Raw genomic sequence first — 19066 nt, 5'->3', positions numbered from 1 at the left:
GGCGTAGTCGCAGGCATTGAGACATCACCCTTAAACTGAAGTTCCCTGTACTCGAAACCCTCTCAAGTGGCGATCGCCCGTGAGCATTTTTCTTGAAGTCGCTCAACTCTTATTTATAAATATTTGATAACCAAAATGTTCATTATCAATAAATAGCATCCAGGCGACTAGCGTCGCGCCCTCTGGGTAAGCTGTAACTGTCTTACCCACCTATGCAATTAATCACCCTCACTGATTTAAATTTTTTAGCCAATCCGACACAACTAACAGTTCCCATTGAATTGAAACAAGAGGAATTTCAACTAATAATGAAACAAACTTTCTTGAAACTCCCCACTGAACCCCTGCTACTTGCGAATCCCAAAGTGGATAAGTGGATTATGGAAGTTAGTTTGCTATTTCCAGAGGTATTTGAATGGGAACCTCCTACATTCTTAGTCGATACTCAGTTTAGCGCTAGGCTTAATAAAGATGTATGCGTACAAATCAACGCCAATGCAGCTTTTCTTGAACGTCAATCCGTCCATTTAATTGAATGGGCAATCCGCCATCCTGCATTAAATTGGTCTGACCGAGTAAAATTGTGGACAGCAGCCGAATCTCTCTCGCTGTCGCCAGAAAATATCAAGCTGACCGTGTTAGCACTGCACCCCGCCCATCCGGGGACGAGGCATGAAATCAGTTGGGACAGCCGGCAACACGCGCAGGCGAAAGACTGGCTCGCGTCCGCGCTGGCAGGACAGGCGAGATGGCCTGTTGCTGCTCGAAGAACATCACCGCCTGCTTGCGCGCCCCTCACTCATTTCGACATTGAGGGAATTCCAGAGGTAGAGATTTAGACTATTATCGCAGCCGCTCAGAATCCGATCGCGGCTTTTGCTATCCGAATCGATCCCAACTTCCAGGTCAAGGTCAATGGAAAATTTTCCATTGGCTGCCACACTCCCGCTAGCGCTTGCCAATGCTGCCAGTGGCAAAAACCCGCCTAGAACGCCCAGTTTTACTGACAACTGAGTCTAGCGGGTCAGAGCCAAATTTCTTGCCTGAAGCTGGCGGCGTCGGCGATTGGGATGGAACGTTACCTCCGGCGTCTGGCAGAGGCAGCATCCGTTCTGCTTCCTCAATGCGATCGTACAAAGCGGCTGTAAGCTGGTCAAGACTTGCAAGTTGCACCCGACTCTCCAGCCGGAACCTGACCTCTGCATCCCAGAGAGCCTCGCTCTCGCTTTGGCGCTGCAAATCGGCTTTGGGAATGGGTATGGTCAGCGCGTAAGGAATTGACCCCTCGCCGCCGGAACTGTAGCCGGGGTTCGTAATTACACACCGGCCCTGGGGGAACCGCAAAATTTCGTCCACCGAAAATAGCGGCATTTTTTGAAGCGACTCGTTCCAACTAATAGATTGATTGCTTTGAGATTGGCCGCCCATTGAACGGCTGGTGGACTTGCTTTTGAGCAAAACTTCTTTTTCTCCGTAGCGTTCGGAGTATTTTTTTGCAGTATCAGTGTTACCCGGATTGAATAAAATATGAGTGCTGCAAGCAGAGGCGATCGCCGCCCCCATTTTCTCTCCGTACCCTTCGTACAGTTGCTCCAAACTCTGAATTCCTAGAATGAAACAAGCTCCATTCGAGCGATATTCGTTAATCCACTGCGGCATCCGATCCAATCGAATGGAGGGAAATTCATCGAGTGAAATAACCAGTGGGTCTTTCCGAGGGCGACTTAAGTTGGACACAACGAGGAGGTGAATCGCGGCTGCTAGCAGAGGCCCCACGACGGAGCGCCGCTCGTCATCTAATTTGAAAATAATCATCTGTCGGCCTTCTATTTTCGTTGGGATGTCCGACTTTCCCAAAAATGCTCGCAACAGGTCAGCTTGGATAAAACTGCTGAACGTTCCGGCCGCTGTCGTCAGAATTCCTGAAATAGTTTTTTCTGCTTCTTTGGCACTCAAAAATTGGTTGAAGCTGGTGGCAACCCACTCATCGATTCGACGGGATTGAACCGCATAGTCAATCCGCTTTACCAAATTTGGCAACCTCAAAATTGCATAGAGCATTGCCATATCTGGATACCTAGAACCCTTGACTAATTGAAGGAGTGCTTTAGCCAATAAGTCTCCAGCTTTAGAGAAAAACTCATCACTTTTTCCATTGCCTGCACTCGCATTTCTATTAATAACCTGACCGATTTCCCCAGCCATGACCGAATCTTGAGGGGACTTCATAAAGTCGAGGGGATTAATGATGCCTGAATAAGGTTCTCCCGGTGCAAATACCGACACTTGGTAGCCATACCGCGCTGCCAGAGGTGCGTGGAGTTTGAGCTGATCGCCTTTCTTATCGTAGAGAATAATCGGAAATCCTTGCACCATTGCACTTTCTAGTGCCCTATCAATTGTAGAAAAAGTTTTACCCGAGCCAGGTGCTCCAATTACTAAAGTTGACCGTTCTGCATGAGGGAGCCAAACAGTGGGAGGAGAACCAAAAGCTGTCTGAATAGTGGTAACAAAACCTCTAAGTTTTTTCCCCTTCCACCAATAGCGAGGACTGCCACACCAGAGCGTGACTTTATTATGCTTGCGCTCCTTAATTTGTTTCAACGCAAGCTGAGTGGCTGCCATTTTTTCGGAAGTTCCGCACACTTTGCCAGTAGTAATTTTGCCCTTTCCATTTCCCAGAAACCGAGACAGTAAGAGGAGGAATATCAGCGCTCCTATTGTTAGATATCCATCCGGGTTATTGTATTGTTGGAAGAGACCGCCTAAGTCAATTGATGATAGGGGTGTGGGTTGCTGGGTTCTCCTCTGGGCTTGAGCGAGAACTGGAGTAGAGTTAGCCTGTGCTATCAAAAATTTAATCTCAAAATTCATAAGTATCTATCTGAATTCAATATTTTGTCTATCGCTCAATTAACTATGACCTCAGTTGTAGCTACAACTTAGTGTTTGCAGACAAGTAAGCTTAAATCAAAATTACTCAGTGTTAGTTCAGTCTTGGGAACGAGCAATTACAGCCAACAGTTCTAACTTTCGGTAGAAAACAACCAGCACTTGATATTATCCCTGCTAACGCAGTCAACAGGATAGGAAGCAAAATTATTGAAAGATTTTTTTACCGTGAACAAGAAACAAAAAGAGTGGCTGTCAGAGCTTTTGAAGAGACACCCGGACTATAAAATTTTAAAACGCAGCACCATCAAATTAGGAAGAGGGGACATTTCGCTAACTTTAGAACGTACAGAATGGATCTACATGGGAGCCGTTGAAGTAAAATATTCAGGAGCCTATCTACCTGGATTAAAGTGGCATTATCTTAACGCCAGACTATCCAGAACGGGCAAATTGCTTTCCGACTTAACCTACCACTCTAAAGTCGTGTCTTACCCTCACTGTCCGCTGGCGCCTGACTGGTTGACAAAATCTAACTTAGAAGAGGTGAAAATTCAGGAAGGAGAACAGATGAATCTCCCCTTTCACGAAGCTGTACTGATGGTAAGCCAGCCCCCATTATTGAAAGGGAGTTTTTACCGAGCCAAGCGGTGGCGTAGGCGCAAACCAAAACGATCGCCTGTAACAAACTGTCGTCGTACTCCAAAACCTTTCCAACGCGAACTGCCATTTTTGAAGCCAAAAATCCTAGCTCCCGATACTAAATTTGTCCCCCTTGCTTGTATTGATGGCGCTCTTATACAGGTTCCTGAATATCTAATAAAGTTGTTAGAAGAAGCTAATGCTAGCCCATCCGAACGAGCGGATGCAGCTTCTTTGTACGCGATCGCGGGTTTGAAAGCAGCTATCAACTTTGTAGAAGGACTACCATTATTGCGAGCGAGAGCGGTAAACCCCAAAAGCCACACCCCACTTTAGTGAGATCGCGGATGCGATCTCACTTTGAACTCCTTCTCAACCTGATCTGCGATCCTCTATCTAATGGAATACAATAAAATTTGGTGTTATAAAAGCGATATATGTATGACTGATGAAATGTCCAAACCAAACTTCGATGAAAACGATGCCCTGTTATCTGACTTGCTCAAAGAAGTTCAGAAATGGGAGGGACCTTTAGCTGGCGGGACAAAACTAGGGATAAATGCAGACAAAGTTGATAGCTTATTTCAAACTAAAGTCAACTTTGGCAATCCTAGAGATCGACTAATCCGGCTGACCGAGAATATCTTTACAGATAGCGGTACTGAACTAGATAGCATCTATAAACAACAGATGCAACAACAGTTTGACTTCTATTATATGACCCTGACAGTCGCTCTAAGTCCTGAACGTGGCGCTCGATTCTGGCGGTTAACCTGTGAATTAGATTTTAGTCCCAAAGGTAGCAGCGAGTCAATTATTACCAGCTTGTTTCCTGCTCAAAAGTGGCGCTCAGTAATGAACTTTGGACTGGGCATGGATGTGGGATTAAATGGTAACTTAAACTGGGATGTAGGCGTGGATTCCTCCAAGTTAGCAGAACTATTGGACTTGATACCAGAAGATATCAAAGCCAATGTCACCAGCAAGAATAACTTTAAGGCATTTTCAGCCATGCCTGCCTATCAATATAATCTCGGTCATTCCGAAATTCTGACAAACGGTGAAGGAAATTCTACTTGCTACTGGCGAATTCAGGATCAAGAACTACAGAAAATTGGCACAGTGAAATTCGGAATTGTTTTTAAAGTTCCCAAAGGTACTGAATCAATTACTTTGCAGGGCACAGTATGGGCTGAACCCGATCTTAATTGGCTGACGGCTGATATTCGAGATGTTTTTGCCAATTTGTCCGAAAATTTGAAACAACTACTGAAGCAGAAAAATGACGCAGCTAGCCATTTTTCTCGTGGCGATGCTGAAAAATGGGAGCTAAATCTGCCGAAAGGGTGATGACTAAGAAATTTTAGTGTTAAAGTAGGCTCAAAGGCAAAGACGGAAACTTATGGCGAAAACATACTACACCTATCGCATTCGCGTTGCCAACCGCGATCGCATCCAGATAGAAAAGTGGGATGCTCAACATCAAGACAAGGGACAACCTAGCGGCGCGTTTCGATATCAGGAGAAGCGCTCAGAGATTGCACCACTGCTAGAAGCTGCCAAGAATAACGAGTTGAACGATTCTAATTTAGTGCGATCGCTCGGAGAAGCCTTATTTGATGTCTTGTTTGATGACGTGCTGCGCCAAGATTTCGTCAACTTTTACTATCAGGTAGTGCAACAGGAAAAACAACTACTACGAGTTGAACTGGATATCGACGAACAGGGAATGCCTGAAATAGCTGCCCTGCCTTGGGAATTTATGTGCGTGCCTGCAAGAGCTAATCTAGGTACAATTTGGATGGGAACAGTACCGGATCTGGTTTTCTCTCGCAGGCGATCGCAGTGGATTGCCGCACAACCAATTCAACTAGAATCTGATGAAAAGCTGAGAATTGCTTTAATTATCTCTGCTCCTCCTAATTTACCGCCCGTTGCCTACGAACCAGTCCAAGCAACATTAGAAAAACTAGCAGTTGAACAAGCAAAGCGAGTAGAATTATTGCCAATTGTCAGTTCTGCTAACCCTGAAACTATTGATACTATTCTGTCAAAAGACCCTCATATTTTTCACTTCATTGGTCATGGACGGATGCAAAATGAGGGTAAACAAGAAGTCGGTGAGATAGCTTTAGTCGATCCTGACTTTAATGAGGCAATGTGGGTGGATGCAGATTACTTCAGCGAATTGTTTAATCAACACCGCCCAGGCATAGTCATGTTACAAGCTTGTGAAGGCGGAATGCTGTCTTCATCACAAGCATTTGTGGGAGTTGCATCTAAGGTTGTCCAACAAAATGTGCCTGTGGTTGTGGCGATGCAATATGAAGTGACGAACAGCACTGCTAGTCGCTTTGCACTGCGCTTCTATCAACAGTTGGCAGCAGAAGATCCGGTTGATATTGCGGTTCAATATGCAAGACGTGCGATCGCACTTAGTCCAACTCAATATCGCAAACGAGACTTTGCCACCCCTGTCATCTTCATGCGCGTGCAGGATGGACATCTATTCAAACGTCAAGAGGCAGAAGCTGAGTCCAGACAGCTTAATGGCCAACCTGTTGATAAGTTGTTTAACACCAACTTTGGGCAAATAACTGGCTCAGAGATTCAGCTTGGTGATCGCAATTACTATGGTGTTGAAATTGAGCGGAAAGCCGATGCTTTACCTAGCAAGCCCCAACAGCCTACCGCTAAAGATAGTAGTCGGATTATCCAGAACGTGCACCAGTCTGGAGAGAAGAACTTAAACTTTGGGCAAGCCAATAACCTCAGTATTGGAGAAGATGAGCGCCTTTGAAATTTTTCAGAGCCAATCTCTGCCAGTTAGGAAAATACATTAAATATGATGAAATATAGATGTTTAGCTGCTGATCGTTAACAAATGCTCAGAATATTCAGAATTTGGCAGCATCAGAATATGAACCAGCAAGGCAAATACAACACCTATGTTGATTCTGCTCACAACGTGCATCAGCCTCACGGTGCTGAAGTTAAGTCGAAAGTCGGAACTGCACCCAACGAGTCCAGCCAAGAGCCTACCGCTAAAGATAGTATTCAAATTATCCAGAACGTGCAGCAGCATGGAGAAGTGAACTTAAACTTCGAGCGAGCCAGTAACGTCAGGATTGGAGATGATTATTAGCAGTTGCTATAGTCCTAGAAGAAGTAAAGATGATGCACCCTATATTTAGGCAAGAGTGGCGTGACCAAGCAGGATGAACTCATTGCAATTCTTGACAGTATTCTCAGTGGCAGGCGGGATGAGGAGGATATTGCCAAGCTGCGCCAATCCCTTAGCATGGCTGGCAGCGTGCTGCAATTTGTATCACAAGATGGCAAGTTTAACACCAATATTGGGCAAATCACTGGGGGAGAGGTTCAGCTTGGCGATCGCATCTATCAAGGTGCTGATGCTGAAGCTATCCGCACAATTCTTCGAGAGGTTATTTCTGAAACCCATAAAGATAGAGAAAATTCTCCATGTGATCGCCTAAAGCGTTTAGAAGAATTGCAGCAAGAATCTAGAAAACAGTGCATAAAGCACTTTCGGATTACTGTCTCCAACAAGGAAGAGGCTGTAAGTCTAGCTGACGACCTATCAATTGGTATACCTCCCTCCAACCTAAAACTGTTTCCAGGTAAAGTAATTCTGCTAGTCGGACAACTAGGTATAGGCAAGACATTGATTGCTCAACGTCTTTTTCAACAGGCAATTCAAAGAGCAATAGAAGATTTAGATGCACCTATACCTATCTATTTGGAATTAGGCAAATTGGAGCAAGTAATACCCCTGCAAAAAGCTCTAGAAAATACGGCTAATGGTTTAGGCAATCCTAAAACTCAAGGTGCTGTAGTAATTCTCGATGGACTTGATGAGGTAAAGAGTATACTTGCTAGTGAAATTTTGATTGAAGCTGAAGATATTATTGACGAATGGGAGAAAACTACGGTAATTATCACCAGCAGACCCAGCAGACACACTGATGAAATTCAAGGAAAAATTGAACTTCTTCCTCTATCTGAAGACCAAGCCTATGCTCTTATAGAAAGACTAACAAAGCGGCAAATTAATGCGATGATTTGTTCGGATTGGACAGAGGGGATTAGAGATGCTATTCATCGTCCATTGTTTGCTTTGATTTTAGCAGGATACTTGCAGTCAGATTCGGTCAAAGCTCCGCGTTCAACTGGAGAACTATTATCATGGATGGTTCACGATGCACTGGAGAAGGCTAAAGCAGAATACAGTAATTGTGACCAACTACTGAAACAGCTAGCAACGCTATTAATTGAATGCGGAGGTAGTGTAGTTCGCTCTGCTGATGTTGCAATCACACCAGATGCTCTCCGACCGCTTCTAAATTCGAGATTAGTTATCGAACCTTCCAGAGGAACTCTTTCCTTCCCTTTGCGAATCCTAACTGAGTGGTTTGCAGCCCAGAGTTTAGCAGATAACCCATCAAGAGTGAAAGATTTTGTCGATGACCCTCGACAATTGGAGAATTGGCGGTATCCTCTAACCATCGCTACTGCAAATTTCAATAATGAAGTAGTATCACAACTATTAATACCAATTGCTGAAAAATACCCAGCATTTGCTGCTGAAATTGTTATGGATAGTTCTACACGCTGGGGAAGTAACGAAATATCACTGCCGACACCTTACCAGTGTGGAAAACAAATCCAAACAGCTATGCAAGCTTGGGTTAAGGGAATTGGTACGCTAGCTAAACTAATCGCTCCAATTCAGCAAGATGGAACACTTCGAGCTATCGGTGTGCGGACTGATGGCGCAAGACTGGAAGCAGCTTGGCATAGTGGAAGCGAAGAACGAAATATAGTTGATTTACCTTTAGATTGGATGAGTCCTAACTCCCAAGAGCGGAACAATTGGATTAGTGGTAAAGGTTCTAGACCTGGACATGAATCAGCTTGGGCTTGGCGTTGGACGCTAGATGAACTTATCCATAACCTTTCGCGACAACTTCAATATCCAATACTGCCAGTTGATAGTGAACCAATAATTTGCGAAGCAGCATGGCGAGCAGCAATTTCGATTATTAGATATCGACAAAATCTTAGACTAACTAAACTTAATCATTCGGGAATTGATGAAGTTACTCTGGGTGAAATTGAAGAAACCCTCTGTGAAATTGAAGCTCAAAGTAAATTGAATTGTTTCATTACTTTACCTGGTATAGGTAGTCAAGCAAAAGTGCAGGATTACTATCTAAAGCAACTTAGGAAACAGGTGGATCGTATTCAGGGTTTAGGCGAGTTAGTATTGCAAAATCCCTGGCAAAATCTTAACCGTACTTTTGATAAACGGCATTGTAAGGAATACAACCTTGAGCAATTGCGTATCACAGCCGAACAGATATACAAAGCAGCACTGGATGCTTATCAACAAATTACCAACACCTGGTTCAAGCAATTAATCCCTGGAATGTATATAGCAGCCATGCTACCAGCACGTCTTGTGGGTGTAATCGCACCACACACATCTCCTGAAGAGCCTGAAAATTTTGGCAATTCTATAGACTTTGATTTGTTTATAGAAGCACTACCGGAAAATGCCCAAAATGAAGCTGAGATTACTATTGGTAATATTGATGTTGTTATTACTGAAGATCATCCTTTAATTAAAGCTAACAACCACCGTATAAATTTAGCCAATCAGCAACTTAGCCTGTTACGTCCAAAGTCAGCAGTTTGGATTAAATCTATTCCTGAACGATGGGGCTGCTCTAAAGAGCTTTTTCACCACAGTCCTGCTACAGCTTTAGCCTACTCTTGGTTGCGGGAAGATCTCACTAAGATTTTTGGTTTTGGCAACTTTCCTCGTCAGACTTATTTTGGATAGAAGAATTGGATGTCTAACCTCAACGCTTTAAATACCATTATTGGGAAGATTGCAGAGGGAAGTGCAACCCAAGCAGATATTGAAACTCTGCGACTCGTTCTCCTCACTCACAGCGAACAAACTACTCTGCAATTCGGTAAGTACAACGTCAATATTGGTCAAGGGCAAGATGTACGAATTGGCGATAACATCTATTACCCCGAATTAAATGATGAAGCAATTGGGGCGATCGCTCATCATATTTTCCAAAAGCTTCAATCTGCTAACTCATCAGCTGAACCTCAACGGGCTTCAGTTGATGAGTTAGTGCAACAGGTGCGATCGCGCCTCCACGATGACATCCAACGCTTGCACGGCACGATGCCGCTTTGGGGCGTGGATCGTTGGGTGCCGTTGGGTGAGTTGTTTGTGGATGTTAATATTCTGGAGCAACTGAGCAGTAGTCGGAAGTCGGAACTGGATGACCTGTGGCAGGACTTCAGTAAGAATCCCAGCTATCGCAGTTTGGATCGCATTGGCTTGGGCAAAGAACGGCAAAGAGTTTCAGGGTTGGAAGTGCTGGCGAAGAATACGAACCTGATGGTAGTGGGTAAACCGGGTTCGGGGAAGACGACGTATTTGCAGCGAGTGGTGACCGAGTGCAATGCAGGAAACTTACAAGCTCACCGGATTCCGGTGTTGATTAAACTGCGAGAGTTTGTGGAGGATGGGCGTGAGGTTGCCTATTCGCTGGAGCGTCATCTAGAGCAGTGCTGGCGGTTATCGGATGCAGAAACTCAGTTGGTGTTTGATCGAGGTCGGGCGCTGGTTCTGCTCGATGGGTTGGATGAGGTGACGGGGGAGGATGGGAAGAACATCACGAAGGAAATCAAGAAGTTTGCTCGTGCCTATCCGCAGGTGCAGGTGATTGTAAGCTGTCGGACACAGAGCCAAGAATCGCGGTTTGAGCGGTTTGATTATGTGGAGGTGGCGGATTTTAATGAGCCTCAGGTGTGGGCATTTGCCGAGCATTGGTTTAAGACGGTGATGGGGGATGAGTCGGCAGGACTGGCGAAAGCGCAGGAGTTTCTGGGGCTGCTCTTTTTAGAGGAGTATAAGCCGATTCGAGAGTTGGCGATTACGCCGATCTTGCTGAGTTTGACTTGTGCAGTGTTTTACCAGACGGGGAAGTTTTACTCAAAGTGTTCCAAGCTCTATGAAGAAGGCTTGGAGTTGCTGCTGGAGCAGTGGGACAAGTCGCGGGAGATTGAGCGGGATGAGATTTATAGGGATTTATCGGTGGAGCGAAAGCTAGAGCTATTAAGCTATCTGGCGGTGAAGAAGTTTGAGCAGCCGCAGTATGTATTGTTTGAGCAGGCGGAGATTGAGGGCTATATTGCGGAGTTTTTGGGGATTGGACACCGGGATAGTCGGGTGGTGTTGAATGCAATTGAGACACAGCATGGATTGTTGATTGAGCGTGCACAAAAAGTTTGGTCTTTTTCACATCTAACGTTTCAGGAATATTTAGCAGCTCACTATATTGTTAATCAGTTTAATCATTCAACAATAAACAAGCGCTTAATTGCCCATATAATACATACTCATTGGAAACAAATTTTTTTAATGGCAATAGACATAACAAAAAATGCCGATACTTTAGTGAGCTTAATAAAGCAAGAAATTGATAATCTTATTGCCAATCATCTAAAAATTCAAACATTTTTAGATTGGATAAAAATGCAATCAGAAAAATTTTCTTCTACTTCTATAGAAATAAAAAATTTTTATTTCTATCTCGTTCTTGATGTAGAAGATTTGATTAGTTCGCCAAGGAGAATAGGAAATTTCCCGGGCGTTATTAATATATCTATTAAACTAGGAAAAAATATTGCCTTCGCTTATGAAAGAGCGCGTCAACGCTGTGATTACATGGATGCTGATAATGCTATAGGCATATTTACTGAATGTATAATGATCGATATGATTAAAGATTTTAATTTTGACCTTGCTCTAGATCTAGCCTTAATTTTAACTCTAAATCGTTCTAGTCAACTTTTTTTTAAGAAATCATCTTTGCATGACTTAGTTATAGCTATAAGTTGTAGTCAAAACCTTCTTGAGCAAGTTGATGACATAGTTATATCCAATGAATTAAATAGCAAAATACAAAAGTTTTTCTCGTTATTTAAATTTGAAATCAGAAATCTTGTGATGTTTATATGGGATTGGGATGAGTGTAATTCATACTGGTCTGAAACACATCAGAAAATCTGGGATGAAAATGCTCTAGAATGGATCAATGAATTTCGTCAAGCTTTAATAGAGTTTCGTAATATTGGTTATGATTGGCAGTTTAGTAAAGATGAGGAACATCAACTAAGACAGTATTACCATGCAAATGAATTGTTAGTAGATTGCATAAGTTTATCTTCAATAAGTAAGCAAGTTAAAAATATAATTGAAGAATCATTATTTTTACCAATTGTTAAACTCGAAAAACGCGAACGTGAAAAAGCAGAATAGAGCCACCATCAATTATGCTTAAAGGAGTCGTCGGTTGGAGGAGTTCCCGGAGTGCTTCAACGTCAAATTGGTAATGGCGATCGCCAATGTGAATTTCGCCCCCCTGCACCTGCCCAATATTGGTATTGAACTTGCCATCCTGAGAGACGAATTGCAGCGTACTGCCACTGAGTTTGAGCCACTGCCGCAGTTGGGCAACTTCTGACTCATCTCGGCTGCCATTGAGAATGCGATCGAGAATCGCTATCAACTGATCAGGGTTAGGCATCTACTGAAGGTTAACTTAGAGGAATAGCACTGGCTTAAACTTAAACAATACCCTTTATCTTGTTCTTTTCTACATCAAAAACAAAAATATTGCCAGATTTCCATTCTGGGTTAAAGGCTACCGCCTTGGTGAACCGCTCTTTTCACCAAACTTTTATAATGGTTAAAACCAATAGCAAAGCTAAAACTAAAACCCCTGTCAAACGAGAAATCACAGAAGATACAACTCAATTTGACTCAGAAGACCTTGATTTTGAAATTGACCCCGAACTCCTAGAACCCGGTCACAATCAAGTAAGGCGGCCAATTCTGCCCTATGGCATCGTCATCAACGAACAAGTGGCAGGAATATTAATTCCAGAGGATCAGCTAGAAAAAGCCAATTGGTTTGTCATGCCAACAGAAGAGGAAATGACTACAATTGGACTAACAGAAGATGTTACAGGCCTGCTGTTCTCTAAATGCCACTTATGCGTGCTGGGATTCGTCCCTGAATACATTCGTTACAAGAATGACGTTCCCGATCTAGGCGGTACTGTTGTCGGGCTGTACGAAGAGTATAAAGCTCAACTCGATAAAAAGATAATGGATGTTGTTAGCGAACACGCCATTGTCTTCTTGGATGAAAACAATCGTCCCAGACACAGCACGCCTATTGTCGTCAGATTTAAAAATGTTGCGCTTTGGAGCTTTAAAGCAGCCAGAGACGAATTTTACCGTCTGTTGGAAAAAGCATTCGCCGATTATTTCCAAATTCCTTTCAGCGGGAAAACCGATAAATGGCGAAGCCTCGGTATCCTAGAGGTGGAATTCAAAGGAGTTAAAGAAGGTGAAGGCTCTAATAAGAGCTACTGTTGCAAAACTGTGAGCTATACTAAGCCAACTGCTGATAATTTCCCCTTTCTATATCTGGGACGCCCGCAGCATAAAAATGCGATTTGGGGGCTGCACGATATCATTGCCGGATTCACTGAAACTCCTGCATTACCAGGTACAGCCGAACCGCAAATTCAAGTGCTGCCACCCGCTGCTCGTAAAATAGAAAATGGAAAAAAGCAGACCGCCAATCATAAATCCCCTCGTAAAATTGCCGCTGAAGTAATAGAAGAAGAGGATGATTTTGACGATTTTGATGAAGAAGAGGAGTTCGACGATGATTTTGATGCGGAAGCAGATGACTAACAGCCTCGGTTAGTTACTTTTGAAGAAGTGCCTCATATCCAGTTAGGGAGCGAGGCATTTTTTTATTGGTGCGGAACAGGCGATCGCTAACGAAGAGCCAAGCTCAAATACTTTAAAATCGCCTATTCCATTTTATTGGGAAGATTAATCAAGGAACTGTTAGCTAACTGGTACTGGCTGCCGTTGAAGCAAAGAAACAACTGCCGAATACCATTTTGTGACGGTTGCTGTACTTGCAAGCAAGGCAAATCAGAGGTTTCTGAGAGGTCACTTACTACTTGAAGTAGCGGTTTATTAGGTGGCAAGTTTTCGTTTAAATAAGTAGCAAATACACGACGATGAGGAGGAACATTCTTTCTGAATAAATACCCAGCATATAAGCAACCTCCCGCCCCACAAACTCCAGGGCTGTTAAAATTAAAAATAACTAACCGGCCTGCTTGTCCGTTTACAGCCCAAGCCAACACATTTGATGCTGAATTCTGGGGGTTCAGGTCAGAATTTTCGGCAACTATGCCTTGAACAGTTTCAACAGGGATGAGTCTAGTAGCAGGTGTCCAAGAAATCGTTGTAGCACTCGGGGTGCAACCAGCAGTTCCTAACAACACCGATAACAGCAAGAACAAGACCACTCCAAAGCGGAACCACCGCCCAATAAATAAAAACGATGATACTCTGGACCGAGAATTATTTAGGGAATTAGAAGCGGGGTTTGGGAGTTCCTTATGAGAAGGTTGAGAAAACAGTAATAATTTTTTATTTGCAGCTATGATTGGTGGCTCCCCTATGTGTTCTGAACCTGAAGTTAGTTGTTGATTTTTGCTAAACATTGCTTTAACCTCCGTAAATTATTTCTATGTAGATGTCATACCAAATCCGGTTAGGAAAGACACCCGGTAGATTTACTAAATCTGGTTAGGAAAGACACCCGGCAGATTTACCAAATCCGGTTATGGAAGACACCCGGCAGATTTACCAAATCCGGTTATGGAAGACACCCGGCAGATTTACTAAATCCGGTTAGGAAAGACACCCGGCAGATTTACTAAATCCGCTTTAAGCAAAAGTTTGGTTTTCCCTTGTAGGAGTCTTATTAAAGCGAACATATCTCACTTATCTTTGCTGCTTTTACTAAGTGAAGGAACAGTAATCCCAACCTGCTTAAATGCCCAAAGCTCTTCTTCCGAAAATTGCCAAGTGGGTTCTCCCAAATTCGGCTGCAAGGTAGAACGGAACTTATCAATACTCCCTGCCTTGTTGATGGAGTAACGCAATTCTCCCAGAGCGATTTGCCTTGCTATCGGCAGCTTGACAGTGTGGCTGTAAGGATAAAAATCGTTTGTCGGGTTGGAATAAAGCAAGCTACACTGCTTCTCTTGGAGAGAAACCAATACAGAAAAAGGCACGGCATCTCCCTGCAAATAGGCATCGAACAAGCGATATTGAGTGCTGCCATCTGTTACTTCAGTTACAAACTCTGTCCTGAGAGTCCCTAGACCAACTGGAAGGCAAGCTGAAGGGAAATCAGCGTTCCGAGTCGGTTGGCTAAAAGCTGGGGGATGGGTGAATAAACTGCTCAACAAATAAACCAAAAAAGCTGTTAGCAAGCCCCAGGTAAATTTCAACATAATTGTCCGTTTTTTCAAGGAAATCATGGTGCAGAACATCTCCGTTTAATTCAAATTCCTTCTTGAGATGGGTTAACAGCCGTTCCATTAATGCGGGTTTCAAAGTGCAAGCGAGGGTCTGCCGTTGTCCCAGTGCTGCCTAGTCCGCCTATGACCTGACCTTGAGAAACACGATCGCCAACTTTGAGTTTCACTGAACCCTCGCGCAGGTGAGCATAGCGAGTTGTGCGACCGTTGCCGTGCTCGATTTCGATCCAGTTGCCGTAGCCACCGCCGCAGTTCTTTAACCCTTCCTGGCAGTTAGACACCGCTGTCTTGACAACGCCGTCGCCAACAGCTTTTACCGGACTTCCCATTGAACCGGCAATTCCAATGCCGTTATAGATTTTCCGCACCCCGGAAACCGGACGAGTCCGCATCCCAAAGCGGCTGGTTACTGGCCCATTCGCAGGCTTGATATACTGACTCGTGGATTGACCGCCGCCGGGGGCAGCACTCGCAGAATTAGAGGATTGCACTGCACTGGAAGTCGGAACGCAAGCAGCAGCATTTGACTCCGCGATCGCCCTACTTCCCTCTCGATAGCGCCTCAAAACATCCTGTCCGTAACTTGAGAGAGTTAAACGACCGAATGTATCGGTTGAAGAGCCGTCAACTTTGGAATAGTCGCCCCCGAAATGCTTTTGAGCTACTCGCTCAATTAGGCGATCGCCACTAAAAAAACTTCCAGTAGTAGGGTCTTTTTCTTGAGAGGTGGCATTCAGCTTAGAAGCGAGACTTTGAGCAAAAACAGCTTCTCGGTCGGCAGGCGGAAAAAATTGAAAAAGTTCTGCTTGAGTGGGTTGATAACCGCCTCGCAGTTTGGCTAAAAATTGCGTACCCCCTGGTTTAGATGAAATTGAACTAGCAGCGTACTCGTCGTAGTTTATAAACTGGTACTTGCCCAACGGAACCCCGCAATTATTTCCGCCATCAACGCAAGCATTAACGCCGGCCTTCTCGTAAGAACCGCTGCTTTCAATACTGGCGATCGCTTCCGACAAAGCGGGAACATTGACTCCTTGAACATTGCCAACTGACACTGGCGCTGGTGCAGTGCTACCCGGAGGACAAGGAACATTAATATTAGCTGCTGTAGCTACGCCTTTTGTAACAGGAGAAGATACTCCGCCGCGAACTGCCCCAGTTGGTACAGAGGAAGAGCCGCCAGAGGACGATTCCAGCGCCCCAACGAAAATGGGAGAATTAACCCGATAGGTGAAGAAAGGTACTGGGCCAATGAAATAAGGAGAGCAGCCGCAAGGCGAACAAAATCGGAAGAATAGAGCCGTATCAACGGTATCGGTTTGCTCGTCCGGTTCCATGACCACTACCTTAAAAGCGCTGCCAAAAGGCAATCTTCCCGTCGGTTCCTTGCCGCCGTTGACACCTTTAAGACAGCCCGATCCGCCCTCGACTTCCTGGTACTTACCGCTAATCCATTGCTTGCCTTCGAGCGAACCGCGAGCGTTCCGACCCGAATTCTCCAGATCGTCTAGTTCGATGTAAGCGCAATCATTTTCTTGGCAGGTAACTGAGAATCCCTGAACGTCGGAGCCTGATATCGTCTTAGTTCGCCGTCGCTCGGCGGGGCCATAAATTGCATCAATTCTCATTACTAAATTGCCGAATTCTGCTATTGGATTGGGAAAGCTAGACAGAGGTAAAGCATTCAGCCCAGGTACGTCTTTAATTAAGGTCGTTTGCCAATCTGAAAACGCGCCAAGTTGAGCGCTGCTTAAGTTCGGAATCGAAGATATTGAATACTGAGACAGGTCAATTTCTCCCAGTTTCAACTGACCTAATTGTGGATTGGAACTGAGAACCCGATCTAGAGTGCGATCGGCTACATCAATGCCAGCAGCTTTTGTTGCTAGCAGTCCCGCCACCGGCGCAATCTCTGCGACTTTAAATTCACCAAGAAGAGGGATAGCCTGAACTAACTGATTTAAGGACTGCTTGGCAACTAAAGTAAATGCGCTTAAAGCTACGCTATCTAAATTCAGACCAGCTTGCTGCGCGACAAAACCGAACGATAGCAATTCTGGTTGCAAAGCTTGGCTGATATCGCCCAACATGATGTACTGGTCAGGAGTTTGGCCTGCTGTCCAACTTCGGCTCAAATCGTAGCCAACTGCCTGCTTGTACTCTCCCGCTGAAAGGCTTCCCGATTGACTGATGGGTGGCATTTGAGAAAAAGAAATTTGTGTCCAATCTGGCAAGAGGGCGTTAACTGAAGTAGGATTTCCTTGCCTGTCCATCCCTGGTATTTCTAAAATTTTGGTTGGCATTTCAGTTGTATCAGCAGGAATTCGTGCCGTAGCAAATATTGGTTGCTCAAACAAAATGGAAACTATTAAGGCGAGAGAGAATAACCATACTGATGATCGCCCGAATCTTGTTGATAATATTCTTCTCATGTTTGTGTAAAAAACTTGGGTTATTGGTTGAGGATACTGTACAAAAGTTAAGCAATTAAGTGGGAGAAAGGAACCCACCGAACTTGATGAGGCTGCAATTGCGCTTCTTAAAATAAATAAAGCAGTCAACCGAGGCTTTACATGGAGCAGCCTCGGCGTAAAGCACTGCAGCTCTAAGTCATCCTCGCCGAAATGAGAAGTTTCATACAGGCGATTTGTAGCCTGCCATCTGAAGCACTACAGCTCTAAGTCACCGCCGTAGAAATGAGAAGTAGCTGTTTGATTTTGATAGGGATTCGCGTCATTTACGCCTCCCTTAAAATAGGGGTTAGGGTTAGCAGCCGTCTCCGTCCACGGAGTATCTGCTAAATTTAAATCGCCTTCAAAAACGTTTTCTCGATAGCCATCAGCAAAGTAGTCTGGAACCCCGTATCCCTCTGTTTGCTGACTGCTATAACTGTTGCTTCGATATCCGTTAAGGGAGGATTCGCACGGGTTACTTTCACGGCCACTAACAGCATAACCATCAGCGCTGTAACCTGGTTCATTGCCACAGATATTGTTTGGATAGTTCATAAATTATGTAGCTACAAAGTCGTAAGAATCAACAATTAAGCGTAGCTAGGGATAACGAGTAGGGGTTTCATCCGATAGTCGTAATTAAACTACCGCCTATCGGCGGATAGGCTACGGCGGCGATCGACGTAGCCTATCTGCAAACAACCAAGACCTACTGCTATTGCACGAAACAAAATATAGTGCTGCCATTGCTCTTAATTTCGCCCGCCTTCCATCCAGCAAGGTGGGTAAAAATTACTCAGAAATATAGAGGCGCGTATCTCTGCCGAATTGTTTGCCCAACAGACGGCGCAAATCCCTGTAACTGAATTCGCTACGCGATTTTTCTGATCTTCATTCGTCACACAATTATCCTTCACAAAGATATGACTCAGCTAAATCTGTTAACGCCCGAATTACTTGAAGAAATTACCACTCACCCTGTAAAACCTCAGTCCGGCATTTTGGAAAAGCTGAAGCTATTAGCCCAGATAGGTATGCACCGCGACTTAATAGCCGTGCTACTGGAATTGACCGGAATTCCCCTTCCGCTTTTACGTTACTATGCAGGCCCATTAGTTTTACACAAAACTCCCTGGTCAGAAAGCATACCTGACTGGTTGAAAACGGCTTGCCTATCCGATAGGCTCGATTTGATTGTAGAGGAGTACAGCAACAGAATTGTAGGGAATTACTGCACTTCCACAGAAGTCGTGGCGTATATGATGGGAGCCACATTTGAAGCTCCTCTGCAGCACAGTTATTACAACGTCTATATGTGGGCAGCACAAGACACCTTGACGAGACACAATCGGCTACCAAATGGTTACAATTTATCCGAATTATCTGAATTTTCAGCGGTGAACTTTGACAGCATCAAAAATGATTATCACCATCTAGCTGGAGCAATTAGGAAAAGCGTTGTCCGCCATGCAGCGTCCCAAGGCTGGGGCAAACGTAAATTGTCCCAAGATAAAAGCGCTGATGCAGATTTACCGACAGAAATGGTAACAGCTAAGTCACCAAAAGATAAGTCAAAAGTTGAAGGGCAATTGACTTTATTTTAA

The 19066-nt window shown here is 44.3% G+C and carries 15 protein-coding genes; 9 read left to right on the top strand and 6 right to left on the bottom strand.

All coding sequences use genetic code 11. The features are described from left to right. Positions 1–212: 212 nt before the first annotated feature. A complete protein-coding gene (locus tag QUB56_RS10765) occupies positions 213–839 on the top strand; it encodes a hypothetical protein (protein ID WP_332955138.1) in 627 nt (208 codons plus the stop codon). 109 nt (positions 840–948) lie between these two features. Here QUB56_RS10765 and QUB56_RS10760 read toward each other — a convergent pair whose 3' ends face one another. Further along, entirely contained in the window at positions 949–2874 is a 1926-nt protein-coding gene (locus QUB56_RS10760) for a type IV secretion system DNA-binding domain-containing protein (protein ID WP_332955137.1), read from the bottom strand. A 246-nt stretch (positions 2875–3120) separates the two neighbouring features. Here QUB56_RS10760 and QUB56_RS10755 point away from each other — a divergent pair, with 246 nt between their 5' ends. The 6 genes from QUB56_RS10755 to QUB56_RS10730 all read left to right on the top strand — a co-directional run bounded on the left by QUB56_RS10755 (position 3121) and on the right by QUB56_RS10730 (position 11905). Next, positions 3121–3870, top strand: a complete 750-nt coding sequence (locus tag QUB56_RS10755; RefSeq protein WP_332955136.1) for a hypothetical protein — start codon at positions 3121–3123, stop codon at positions 3868–3870. A gap of 105 nt (positions 3871–3975) precedes the next feature. Continuing rightward, on the top strand, positions 3976–4884 hold the full coding sequence (locus QUB56_RS10750; RefSeq protein WP_332955135.1) for a hypothetical protein: 909 nt from the start codon (positions 3976–3978) through the stop codon (positions 4882–4884). 52 nt (positions 4885–4936) lie between these two features. Continuing rightward, positions 4937–6334, top strand: a complete 1398-nt coding sequence (locus tag QUB56_RS10745) for a CHAT domain-containing protein (protein WP_332955134.1) — start codon at positions 4937–4939, stop codon at positions 6332–6334. Between the two features lie 120 nt (positions 6335–6454). Then, entirely contained in the window at positions 6455–6679 is a 225-nt protein-coding gene (locus QUB56_RS10740; protein WP_332955133.1) for a hypothetical protein, read from the top strand. Positions 6680–6739: 60 nt separating this feature from the next. After that, on the top strand, positions 6740–9400 hold the full coding sequence (locus QUB56_RS10735) for an NACHT domain-containing protein (protein WP_332955132.1): 2661 nt from the start codon (positions 6740–6742) through the stop codon (positions 9398–9400). Between the two features lie 9 nt (positions 9401–9409). Continuing rightward, the gene (locus QUB56_RS10730) at positions 9410–11905 is read left to right on the top strand and encodes an NACHT C-terminal helical domain 2-containing protein (RefSeq protein ID WP_332955131.1); all 2496 of its coding nucleotides are present in this window, start codon (positions 9410–9412) and stop codon (positions 11903–11905) included. On the opposite strand, the gene QUB56_RS10725 is transcribed toward QUB56_RS10730, so the two are convergent. Further along, complete coding sequence (locus QUB56_RS10725; protein ID WP_332955130.1) at positions 11868–12173, bottom strand: hypothetical protein; 306 nt, start codon at positions 12171–12173, stop codon at positions 11868–11870. The genes QUB56_RS10730 and QUB56_RS10725 overlap by 38 nt on opposite strands. Before the next feature lie 158 nt (positions 12174–12331). Between QUB56_RS10725 and QUB56_RS10720 the strand changes: the two genes are divergently transcribed. After that, positions 12332–13354, top strand: coding sequence for a DUF5895 domain-containing protein (locus QUB56_RS10720; RefSeq protein ID WP_332955129.1), 1023 nt, complete (start codon positions 12332–12334; stop codon positions 13352–13354). A gap of 122 nt (positions 13355–13476) precedes the next feature. On the opposite strand, the gene QUB56_RS10715 is transcribed toward QUB56_RS10720, so the two are convergent. From QUB56_RS10715 to QUB56_RS10700, 4 genes are all read right to left on the bottom strand, one after another. Beyond that, complete coding sequence (locus tag QUB56_RS10715) at positions 13477–14184, bottom strand: hypothetical protein (RefSeq protein WP_332955128.1); 708 nt, start codon at positions 14182–14184, stop codon at positions 13477–13479. A gap of 279 nt (positions 14185–14463) precedes the next feature. Beyond that, complete coding sequence (locus QUB56_RS10710; protein WP_332955127.1) at positions 14464–14982, bottom strand: hypothetical protein; 519 nt, start codon at positions 14980–14982, stop codon at positions 14464–14466. A gap of 50 nt (positions 14983–15032) precedes the next feature. After that, positions 15033–17312 (bottom strand): M23 family metallopeptidase, encoded by a 2280-nt coding sequence (locus QUB56_RS10705; RefSeq protein WP_332955126.1) that lies wholly within the window; start codon positions 17310–17312, stop codon positions 15033–15035. A 366-nt stretch (positions 17313–17678) separates the two neighbouring features. Next, complete coding sequence (locus tag QUB56_RS10700) at positions 17679–18017, bottom strand: hypothetical protein (RefSeq protein ID WP_332955125.1); 339 nt, start codon at positions 18015–18017, stop codon at positions 17679–17681. 368 nt (positions 18018–18385) lie between these two features. Between QUB56_RS10700 and QUB56_RS10695 the strand changes: the two genes are divergently transcribed. After that, complete coding sequence (locus QUB56_RS10695; protein WP_332955124.1) at positions 18386–19066, top strand: hypothetical protein; 681 nt, start codon at positions 18386–18388, stop codon at positions 19064–19066.

Origin of the sequence: Microcoleus sp. AR_TQ3_B6, assembly GCF_036702785.1 — a bacterium.
In the GTDB taxonomy this organism is placed as follows: domain Bacteria; phylum Cyanobacteriota; class Cyanobacteriia; order Cyanobacteriales; family Microcoleaceae; genus Microcoleus.
The sequence above is the reverse complement of the archived record's forward strand: the minus strand, read 5'-3'. Positions and strand labels throughout refer to the sequence as shown.

Excerpts from the sequence above, each read along its gene's own strand:
- QUB56_RS10765 (WP_332955138.1), top strand. The coding sequence starts at position 213 with ATGCAATTAATCACCCTCACTGATTTAAATTTTTTAGCCAATCCGACA.
- QUB56_RS10760 (WP_332955137.1), bottom strand. The coding sequence starts at position 2,874 with ATGAATTTTGAGATTAAATTTTTGATAGCACAGGCTAACTCTACTCCA.
- QUB56_RS10750 (WP_332955135.1), top strand. The coding sequence starts at position 3,976 with ATGACTGATGAAATGTCCAAACCAAACTTCGATGAAAACGATGCCCTG.
- QUB56_RS10745 (WP_332955134.1), top strand. The coding sequence starts at position 4,937 with ATGGCGAAAACATACTACACCTATCGCATTCGCGTTGCCAACCGCGAT.
- QUB56_RS10740 (WP_332955133.1), top strand. The coding sequence starts at position 6,455 with ATGAACCAGCAAGGCAAATACAACACCTATGTTGATTCTGCTCACAAC.
- QUB56_RS10730 (WP_332955131.1), top strand. The coding sequence starts at position 9,410 with ATGTCTAACCTCAACGCTTTAAATACCATTATTGGGAAGATTGCAGAG.
- QUB56_RS10725 (WP_332955130.1), bottom strand. The coding sequence starts at position 12,173 with ATGCCTAACCCTGATCAGTTGATAGCGATTCTCGATCGCATTCTCAAT.
- QUB56_RS10720 (WP_332955129.1), top strand. The coding sequence starts at position 12,332 with ATGGTTAAAACCAATAGCAAAGCTAAAACTAAAACCCCTGTCAAACGA.
- QUB56_RS10715 (WP_332955128.1), bottom strand. The coding sequence starts at position 14,184 with ATGTTTAGCAAAAATCAACAACTAACTTCAGGTTCAGAACACATAGGG.
- QUB56_RS10710 (WP_332955127.1), bottom strand. The coding sequence starts at position 14,982 with ATGTTGAAATTTACCTGGGGCTTGCTAACAGCTTTTTTGGTTTATTTG.
- QUB56_RS10705 (WP_332955126.1), bottom strand. The coding sequence starts at position 17,312 with ATGCCAACCAAAATTTTAGAAATACCAGGGATGGACAGGCAAGGAAAT.
- QUB56_RS10700 (WP_332955125.1), bottom strand. The coding sequence starts at position 18,017 with ATGAACTATCCAAACAATATCTGTGGCAATGAACCAGGTTACAGCGCT.
- QUB56_RS10695 (WP_332955124.1), top strand. The coding sequence starts at position 18,386 with ATGACTCAGCTAAATCTGTTAACGCCCGAATTACTTGAAGAAATTACC.